This window comes from Streptomyces sp. NPDC005266 (genome assembly GCF_040607655.1).
Taxonomy (GTDB): Bacteria; Actinomycetota; Actinomycetes; order Streptomycetales; family Streptomycetaceae; genus Streptomyces.
Genome location: NZ_JBEXHC010000028.1, coordinates 21,820 through 29,757 on the forward strand (window position 1 = coordinate 21,820; position 7,938 = coordinate 29,757).

At 75.1% G+C, this 7,938-nt stretch carries 7 protein-coding genes; 3 read left to right on the plus strand and 4 right to left on the minus strand.

The genetic code is table 11. The features are described from left to right. Positions 1 to 34: 34 nt before the first annotated feature. Positions 35 to 1,090 carry an SAM-dependent methyltransferase gene (locus tag ABZU99_RS32235; RefSeq protein WP_356050309.1) on the minus strand — a complete coding sequence of 352 codons (1,056 nt, stop codon included), beginning with the start codon at positions 1,088 to 1,090 and terminating at the stop codon, positions 35 to 37. A gap of 109 nt (positions 1,091 to 1,199) precedes the next feature. Between ABZU99_RS32235 and ABZU99_RS32240 the strand changes: the two genes are divergently transcribed. Next, positions 1,200 to 2,396, plus strand: coding sequence for a sensor histidine kinase (locus tag ABZU99_RS32240; protein ID WP_355945488.1), 1,197 nt, complete (start codon positions 1,200 to 1,202; stop codon positions 2,394 to 2,396). Positions 2,397 to 2,465: 69 nt separating this feature from the next. Further along, positions 2,466 to 3,155 carry a response regulator transcription factor gene (locus ABZU99_RS32245; protein WP_355945491.1) on the plus strand — a complete coding sequence of 230 codons (690 nt, stop codon included), beginning with the start codon at positions 2,466 to 2,468 and terminating at the stop codon, positions 3,153 to 3,155. Here ABZU99_RS32245 and ABZU99_RS32250 read toward each other — a convergent pair. Beyond that, positions 3,144 to 3,506 carry a transcriptional regulator gene (locus ABZU99_RS32250; RefSeq protein WP_356050308.1) on the minus strand — a complete coding sequence of 121 codons (363 nt, stop codon included), beginning with the start codon at positions 3,504 to 3,506 and terminating at the stop codon, positions 3,144 to 3,146. The genes ABZU99_RS32245 and ABZU99_RS32250 overlap by 12 nt on opposite strands. A gap of 103 nt (positions 3,507 to 3,609) precedes the next feature. On the opposite strand from ABZU99_RS32250, the gene ABZU99_RS32255 reads away from it, so the two are divergent. Beyond that, positions 3,610 to 4,590 (plus strand): zinc-binding dehydrogenase, encoded by a 981-nt coding sequence (locus tag ABZU99_RS32255; RefSeq protein WP_356050307.1) that lies wholly within the window; start codon positions 3,610 to 3,612, stop codon positions 4,588 to 4,590. A 759-nt stretch (positions 4,591 to 5,349) separates the two neighbouring features. On the opposite strand, the gene ABZU99_RS32260 is transcribed toward ABZU99_RS32255, so the two are convergent. Both ABZU99_RS32260 and ABZU99_RS32265 read right to left on the minus strand, forming a co-directional pair. After that, complete coding sequence (locus tag ABZU99_RS32260; protein WP_355945499.1) at positions 5,350 to 6,432, minus strand: DUF5937 family protein; 1,083 nt, start codon at positions 6,430 to 6,432, stop codon at positions 5,350 to 5,352. Positions 6,433 to 6,741: 309 nt separating this feature from the next. Then, a complete protein-coding gene (locus ABZU99_RS32265; RefSeq protein ID WP_355945503.1) occupies positions 6,742 to 7,899 on the minus strand; it encodes a beta-eliminating lyase-related protein in 1,158 nt (385 codons plus the stop codon). Positions 7,900 to 7,938 lie beyond the last annotated feature (39 nt).

The window sequence follows — 7,938 nt, forward strand, 5'->3', positions numbered from 1 at the left end:
ACGCGCGCCCACCGGGGCTCCGCCCGGCCCCCGTCTACGGGTGGCGCAGCAGGGTCTCGCACGCCGGTCCCACAGGCTGCAGGAGCCAGGTGAAGGCGCCCAGGCCGGTGGGGTCCAGCAGCTCGGCCGCCTCGCCCGCCGCGCTCAGGGCCCGTACGTAGCCGGCCGGGTCGGTGGAGGCCAGGGCGAGCGGGGGGCGGCGGGCGTCGAGGCCGAGGGCGTGCAGGGCGTCGCGCTGGGGCAGCAGCAGGGCGGGGGCGGTGTCCCCGGGGCTCGCCGCGGCGCACGCGTCCATCGCCACGTGCGCCGTCAGATCGCACGAGCCGTCCGGTACGGGCCGCACCTCGCGTCCGTCGCGGAAGCCGGTCAGCGTGCCGAAGGGGGGTCGGGTGGCGCGGTCGTGGCCGTAGTCGACGGCCACCGCGAGCCCCGCCCGCAGGGTGCGCACGGCGTGTGCCCACGCCGTGTCGCGCGGGTGGCCGATCTCGGCCCGCAGCCCCGCCTCGGCGCCCGCCAGGGGCCACCAGCGGGCCAGCCAGTCGGCGTCCTCGCCGGTCACCTCGGCGCCGAGCCGCTCGGTGCCGTCGCCCGCCGCGATGTCGACCTCGATCCGGCGCGGGACGCCGTCCGCGTCGGTCTCGGCGATGTCCACGGGAACGTTGTCCAGCCACTCATTGGCGAACAGCAGCCCGGACACCCCGCTCGGCGGGGTGTCGAGCCAGGCGATCCGGCCGTCCAGATCGGCCGGCCGAGGGGCCCGCTCCACGGCATACGGGCGCAGTCGCGCGTCCAGTCCGTGCGGCAGGCCGGGCGTCAGGCCGAGCACTCCGGTCAGGAGCTCGCCGCGGCCCGCGCCCATGTCCACGAGCGCCAGCTCCGCCGGGCGGCCCAGCGCCTCGTCGACCCGGCCCAGCAGCTCCGCGACCGCCCGGGCGTACAGCGGGGAGGCGTGCACCGAGGTGCGGAAGTGTGCGGCCGGTCCGCCCGTGCCGCCCGGACCCTCCGTACGCCGGAAGAAACCGTCCGTACCGTAAAGCGCCTGTTCGGTGGCCGTACGCCACCCGCACCACTCATGCTTCTCACTCGCCACATGGTCACGCTAAGCGGAACGGCATCCACCTTGGGGAGTAGGCAGGGGCGATACGGATCGCCCCTCGGGCTGACCCATGCGGGTATTCGCCATGCCTACGCTGGGTGACGTGCAGCGCCTCTACGACTTCCTCCGCAGGCACCCGACAGGGGTGGACACCTTCTGGGCCGTCCTCCTCTTCGGTTTCGGGCTGCTGTGGCTCGTCCAGGCGCCCATGAGCACCGAGTCCCGGATCGCCGCCGTGCCGATCTGCCTGGCGCTGGCCACGACGATCGCGCCGCGCCGCCGCGCCCCCGAGAAGATGCTGGCGCTGGCCACCGTGTGCGGCATCGCCCAGCTCGTGCTGGACGTCAAGCCGAACCCCACCGACTTCGCGATGCTGGTCGTCGTCTATACGGCGGCCGCCACCGCCTCCCGCGGGGCCTCGCGCTTCGCGCTCGTCGCCGCGCTGAGCGCGACCACCATCTCGGCCCTGCGCTGGCCCAACGAGCACGAGACGCAGTGGCAGGCCGTCGTCTCGACGGTCTTCGTCACCATCCCCTTCGTCCTGGCCTGGGTGCTCGGCGACTCCATCCGCACCCGGCGCGCCTACTACGCGCAGCTGGAGGAGCGCGCCGCCCGGCTGGAGAAGGAGCGCGCGGCGCAGGCGAAGGTCGCGGTGGCCGCCGAGCGGGCCCGGATCGCCCGCGAACTGCACGATGTCGTCGCCCATAACGTGTCGGTGATGGTGGTCCAGGCGGACGGCGCCGCGTACGTCATGGACGCCTCGCCCGAGCAGGCCCGGCAGGCGCTGGAGACGATCTCCGGCACCGGCCGCCAGGCGCTCGCCGAGATGCGCCGGCTGCTGGGCGTGCTGCGTACCGGGGAGCCGGGCGAGGAGAGCGGCTATGTGCCGCAGCCGGACGTCGAGCAGATAGACGAGCTGGTGGAGCAGGTGCGCGGCGCCGGGCTGCCGGTGGACTTCAAGGTCGTGGGCAGCCCGCGCCAGCTGCCCAGCGGGGTCGAGCTGACCGCGTACCGCATCGTGCAGGAGGCGCTGACCAACACCCGTAAGCACGGCGGTCCGGACGTCGGCGTGAGCGTCCGTCTCACCTACTTCGACGACGGGCTCGGGCTGCTGGTCGAGGACGACGGGCGGGGCGCGCAGCGCGATATGTACGAGGACGGCGGCGCCGACGGCAAGGGGCACGGGCTGATCGGAATGCGGGAGCGCGTCGGCATGGTGGGGGGCACGCTCGACGCGGGGCCACGGCCGGGCGGCGGCTTCCGGATCAGCGCGTTGCTGCCGCTCAAGTCGGCCGGCTGAGCCGTCGGCACACCATGGCCCGTACACACCGCACAGGTGCCGAAGGCCCGAGGGAAGGGACCCGACCGGATGTCGATCCGCGTCATGCTCGTCGATGACCAAGTACTGCTGCGCACCGGTTTCCGGATGGTGCTCGCGGCCCAGCCCGATATGGAGGTCGTGGCCGAGGCGGGCGACGGCGTGGAGGCGCTGGAGGTCCTGCGCGCCACACAGGTCGATGTCGTCCTTATGGACGTCCGGATGCCGAAGCTGGACGGAGTGGAGGCGACCGGGCGCATCTGCGAGCGGGAGGGCGCGCCGAAGGTCATCATCCTGACCACCTTCGATCTCGACGAGTACGCCTTCTCCGCGCTCAAGGCCGGGGCCGGCGGCTTCATGCTCAAGGACGTGCCCCCGGGCGAGCTGCTCGCGGCCATTCGCGCGGTGCACAGCGGTGACGCGGTCGTCGCGCCCAGCACCACGCGCCGGCTGCTGGACCGCTTCGCGCCGATGCTGCCGGGCGGCGGGGGCGCCGGCGGCCGGGGCGGGCCGGGCCGGCCCGGGCTGGAGCGGCTCACCGAGCGCGAGCGCGAGGTCATGCTGCTGGTCGCACAGGGCCTGTCCAACGGCGAGATAGCGGCGCGGCTGGTGCTCTCCGAGGCGACCGTGAAGACCCATGTGGGCCGCATCCTGACCAAGCTGGAGCTGCGCGACCGGGTGCAGGTGGTGGTGATGGCCTACGAGACGGGGCTGATCCGGGCCGGGGGCTCAGCCCGCTGAGGCGTCTGCGCCCTCGTGCCGGTCGTCGTGCCGCTCGCTCAGGACGAGGTCCAGCAGGCCGGGAAAGCGGGCGTCGAACTCCGGGCGGCGCAGCCGGTTGACCCGCTTGGGGCCCACATCGCGCTGCTCCAGCAGCCCGGCCGTCCGTAGTACGGAGAAGTGGTGGCTGAGCGCCGCCTTGCCCACCGGCACGTCGAAGGTGCCGCAGGGGCGCTCCCAGTCGGGCGCCGCGGCCAGCTCGCGCACCAGCTGAAGCCGTACCGGGTCGGCGAGCGCCGCGAGTGCGGTCTGCACGGGGACGTCGTCGGGGTGGGTGTGTTCGGGCGCGGCCCGGTGGCTCCGGCTGCTCATCGCTCGCTCTCCTCGTCGTGGTCTGCCCTTGCCAGGCGTTCGATGCAATCCGTACACTCGCCGGTGTTCGTCCTTGATTGAACAACCTAGGGGAGGGCCCGGCATGCGCGCCATCGTCGTGGAAGAGTACGGGGGGCCCGAGGTCTTGCGTCTCGCGGAGGCGGCCGATCCGTCGCCCGCGCCCGGCCAGGTGACCCTCGACGTCGCCTACGCGGGGATCAACTTCGCCGAGCTCAAGGCGCGGTCCGTCGGCTATCGCGTCTCCGCACTGCCCTTCGTCCCCGGCCTTGAGGCCTCCGGCCGGATCCGTGCCCTCGGCGAGGGCGTCACCGGACTGCGGGTCGGCCAGGAAGTCGCCGCCTTCATGCCGTCGGGTGCCTACGCCGAGACCGTCGCCGTGCCCGCGGACACCGTCTTCGCGCTGCCGGAGGGCGTCTCGCCGCGCACCGGGGCTACCCTCCCGACGGTCCTGCCCACCGCGCACGCCCTCCTCCACGAGGTGGGGCGGGTCCGCGAGGGTGACACCGTCCTGATCCACGGCGCCGCGGGCGGCGTCGGCACGGTCGCCGGACAACTGGCCCGGCTGGCCGGGGCGGACAAGGTCTACGGAGTGGTCTCCCGCCCCGAGAAGGCCGAGGAGGCGCTGAAATACGGTTACGACGAGGTGTTCGTCGGCGACCGCTTCCCCGAGGACATCCGGCGGGCCACCGGCGGCCGTGGCGTCGACCTAGCCCTCGACCCGGTCGGCGGCGACACCCTCCGCCGCAGCCTGGCCGCCACCGCCGTCTTCGGCCGCCTCGTCTCCTTCGGCAACGCGAGCGGCGAGGCGCCCTGGCAGGTCGGCCAGAGCGAGCTCTACCCGGGCTCCCGTACGGTCTCCGGCTTCTCCATCCTCGAACTCGCCCAAGCCGCCCCCGCGGCGCTCCGCGCCCTGGCCGGCCGGGCCTTCGCCACGGTCGCGCGCGGCGAGGTCGAGCTGCCGATCACGGCCGAACTCCCCCTGCCCCAGGCCGCCGAGGCCCACCGCCTCATGGAAACCCGCACCACCACGGGCAAGCTGCTGCTTCGGGTGGCGGGCGCCTAGCCGTTCGGGGGCGCGACCGGGACCCACGCGTGCCCCTCCCCGCGCCCAGCGGCGCCCGGCGGGTCGCGCCCGCCCGGCGGAAAGTTTCCGCCGCGCGCTCGACCACACGGCGCACGCGTCGCGGCGGACCGAGCGCGGCCCCATGCAGGGCCCCGCCCCCGGCGGCGCTCGGCCGGTGGCGCCCGCACAGCGGGGATGTTGCTGCCGGGGGCGGGCCACCGGGGGCGGGGGGCGGCCGTGCGCCCGGCGGTGGCCGGGCGCCACGCGGGCCCCGCGTCCGCGTCCTGGCGTACGCCGCCGGCCGGGCGCTGAGCCCCCCGCGTCCGGCGGCGCTCAGCCGGGCGCACCGCGCGGCGCTGCGCGGACTTGCGTCGCCCGCGCGTCCGCCGTCGGCCAGGCGTGGCAATACGCCCCCGCCCGGCGGCGCTCGGCCGGTGGCGCCCGCACAGCGGGGACGTTGCTGCCGCGGGCGGGCCACCGGGGGCGGCCGTGCGCCCGACGGTGGCCGACCGCCAGCCGGGCCCCGCGTCCGCGTCCTGGCCGTACGGCGCACGGCGCACGCATGCGTACGCCGCCGGCCGGGCGCTGAGCCCCCCGCGTCCGGCGGCGCTCAGCCGGGCGCACCGCGCGGCGCTGCGCGGGCTTGCGTCGCCCGCGCGTCCGCCATCGGCCAGGCGTGGCAATACGCCCCCGCCCGGCGGCGCTCGGCCGGTGGCGCCCGCGCGGGCCGGGCCGGGGGCGGTAGCCCTCGGCGTGGGGTCAGCGCAGGACGCTCTCCAGGTAGTCGCTCCCCACGCGGGCCACCGCCGTCAGTTCCAGTTGGTGGAGGACATAGCGGCCGCGGCGGCGGGTGTTGAGGAGCCCCGCCTTCTTGAGGACGGCGATGTGGCGGGAGACCTCCGGGGGCGTGATGCCGTACGCCTCGGACAGTTCGCCGGTGGTGTGCGGGCCCCGGGCGAGGGTGCGGCACAGGCGCATGCGCAGGGGGTGGGCCAGGGCTTCGAGGCGGCGCTGGACGAGTTCCAGGGCGGCGGGGGCCGGGAGTTCGGGGGCGGCGACCGGGTACTGGATCACCGGGCGCCAGCCAGGGGCGTGGACGACGAAGAGGTGCGGCCAGCCGAAGGCGGTCGGGATGAGGGTGAGGCCGTCGCCGGATGCCGTCGTACGGCCGCCCGCCAGCTTGTCGACCAGGATGCGGTTCTCGTCCTCGGACAGCGACAGCGCGGCCGAGGTCGCCGTCAGCGCGTCGGCGAGCCCCTTGCGCTGGAGCAGCTCAGCCTTGTGGCGGGCGTCGGCGGTCAGTTGGATGCGGACCCGCTGCCAGGTGTCGGCGAAGAAGGCCTGCTCGCAGTCCTCCAGGAGCCGCCGCAGCCACACCCGCAGACTGTCCGGGTCCTCCAGCATGCGGTCGGCGAACGCCGCCTGCCGGGGCCCTCGGGCCGCCGCCATCTCGCGCACCCGGGCCCGTTCGTCCGCGTCGACGAGGGGCGAGGGGGTGCACCGGGTGTAGGAGGCGGAGCAGGCGATCTCGAAGGCGGCTGCCACGAAGGTCTCGTCGTCGATCCGGTCCAGCGCGTCCAGTTCCTCGGCGAGCGTCCCGGCGGGGTGGGCCGGGAGGAGGAGGTCGGAGCGGGCCGAGCGCCAAAGGAAGTCCGCTTCGTGGAGCCGGTCCGCGAGGTCCGGTTTGAGGCCGGCGGCGGTGGCGGTGGCCCAGCCGTGCAGCCCGGGGTGGTGGCCGGGCTCGGACAGCACATGGAGCGCTGCGCCCAGCTCGGCGAGCGGGGAGGGGCTGAAGACGATGCGCTCGGGCGGGAGCCCGGCGATGTCGATGACGTTGGCCATGACCTCATGGTGGGGGACACGGCGCCCGGCCCGGCCGTCGATTGACGGCGATCGTCAATCCGGATGACGGGCGGCCCGGGCCGGGCGGAGGCTCGCGTCATGTCTCTGACCCAGCAGTACGCACTCGACCTGTACCGGGCCGCCCAGCGCGGCGAACCCGCCCCGCCCGCACCGGGCCGCCATGACTGGGCCGCCCTGCGTGAGCTGCGCGACTACGGTGACTTCCGGGCCGTGATCAAGGAGCGTCCGGCCCGGCGCCGGGGTGTTCCGCGGGCCGTACGGGGGTGGGTGGCCCGAGCGCGGGCCCGCTCAGCCGCCCCCGGCCGTGATGTCCCGGACACGCGCGAGGAAGGCGCCGGCCGCGGCGGCGACATCGTCGGCCGTCCAGTCCAGTGCGGGTGAGGCGACCGTCACCTCCGTCATGGCCAGGCCGGGCGGCCCCGGCTCCCGCCAGCGCCGGAACAGCGTCGTCCGCGTCTGCTCCGCCAGCCGCACCCCCGCCTCGTCCAGCGCCTGCGCCGGATACGGCAGCCACACCTGGAACTGGTGGGTGTGCGGCACCTTTGGATGTACCCGGAACCAGCTCACCCCGGCGGCCGTGAACGCCTCGCGCAGCGCCTGCGCGACGATTCGCGCGTGCGCCACGTACGACGGCAGCCTCGGCAGCTCGTGCTCCAGGCCGGCCAGCGCGGCGAGCGCCGCCGGCCACTGCTGGAACAGCTGCCCGCCGTACCGGTGCCGCCATGCCCTGGCCTCGGCCACCAGGGTCTCGGGCCCGGCCAGCGCCGCCCCCGAGATGCCGTCCAGCGACTTGTAGAAGGACACGTACACGGTGTCGGCGAGGGCCGCGATTTCCGGCAGCCCGCGGCCGAGGTGCGTGGTGCACTCCCACAGCCGGGCCCCGTCGAAGTGGACCACCGCGTCCCGCTCACGCGCGGCTTCCACGACGGCGACGAGCTCGTCCCACGCGGGCAGCAGGAAGCCCGCGTCACGCAGCGGAAGTTCGAGGGCGAGCGTTCCGAACGGCTCGTCGAGGTCGCCGATCTCCTCGGCGGTGGGCAGCCGTGGTTCGCTCGTGGGGTGTACCGCGCGGAGCCCGCTGACCGTCAGATAGGCGTCCCGCTCATGCACCTCCGGATGCGCGAGCGGATGAATGGCCACCACCGGGTTGCCGGTGCGCCCCGCCCAGCAGCGCAGCGCGACCTGCTGGGCCATGGTGCCGGTGGGGAAGAAGGCGGCGGCTTCCATGCCGAGCTCGTCGGCGACCCGCTGCTCCAGCTCCTCGACGACGCCGTCCCCGTAGAGGTCGACCCAGGCGTCGGCGCCGTACGCGGAGGCGGCGGCCGTGAGCCCGGCCAGCCCTTCGCCGATCCGCCGCTCCGCCGGGCCGCGGGCGAGCGTGCGCTTCGAGCCGTGCCATGCCGCGCGCCTGCGGGACTGCGCGTCCCGCTCCGTATCGTCCGCCATGGGCCGATGATGTCGTACGGGCGTACGCCTGGCCACGGA

Coding starts and splice junctions, on each gene's coding strand:
- ABZU99_RS32245 (WP_355945491.1), top strand. CDS start 2,466: ATGTCGATCCGCGTCATGCTCGTCGATGACCAAGTACTGCTGCGCACC.
- ABZU99_RS32250 (WP_356050308.1), bottom strand. CDS start 3,506: ATGAGCAGCCGGAGCCACCGGGCCGCGCCCGAACACACCCACCCCGAC.
- ABZU99_RS32255 (WP_356050307.1), top strand. CDS start 3,610: ATGCGCGCCATCGTCGTGGAAGAGTACGGGGGGCCCGAGGTCTTGCGT.
- ABZU99_RS32260 (WP_355945499.1), bottom strand. CDS start 6,432: ATGGCCAACGTCATCGACATCGCCGGGCTCCCGCCCGAGCGCATCGTC.
- ABZU99_RS32265 (WP_355945503.1), bottom strand. CDS start 7,899: ATGGCGGACGATACGGAGCGGGACGCGCAGTCCCGCAGGCGCGCGGCA.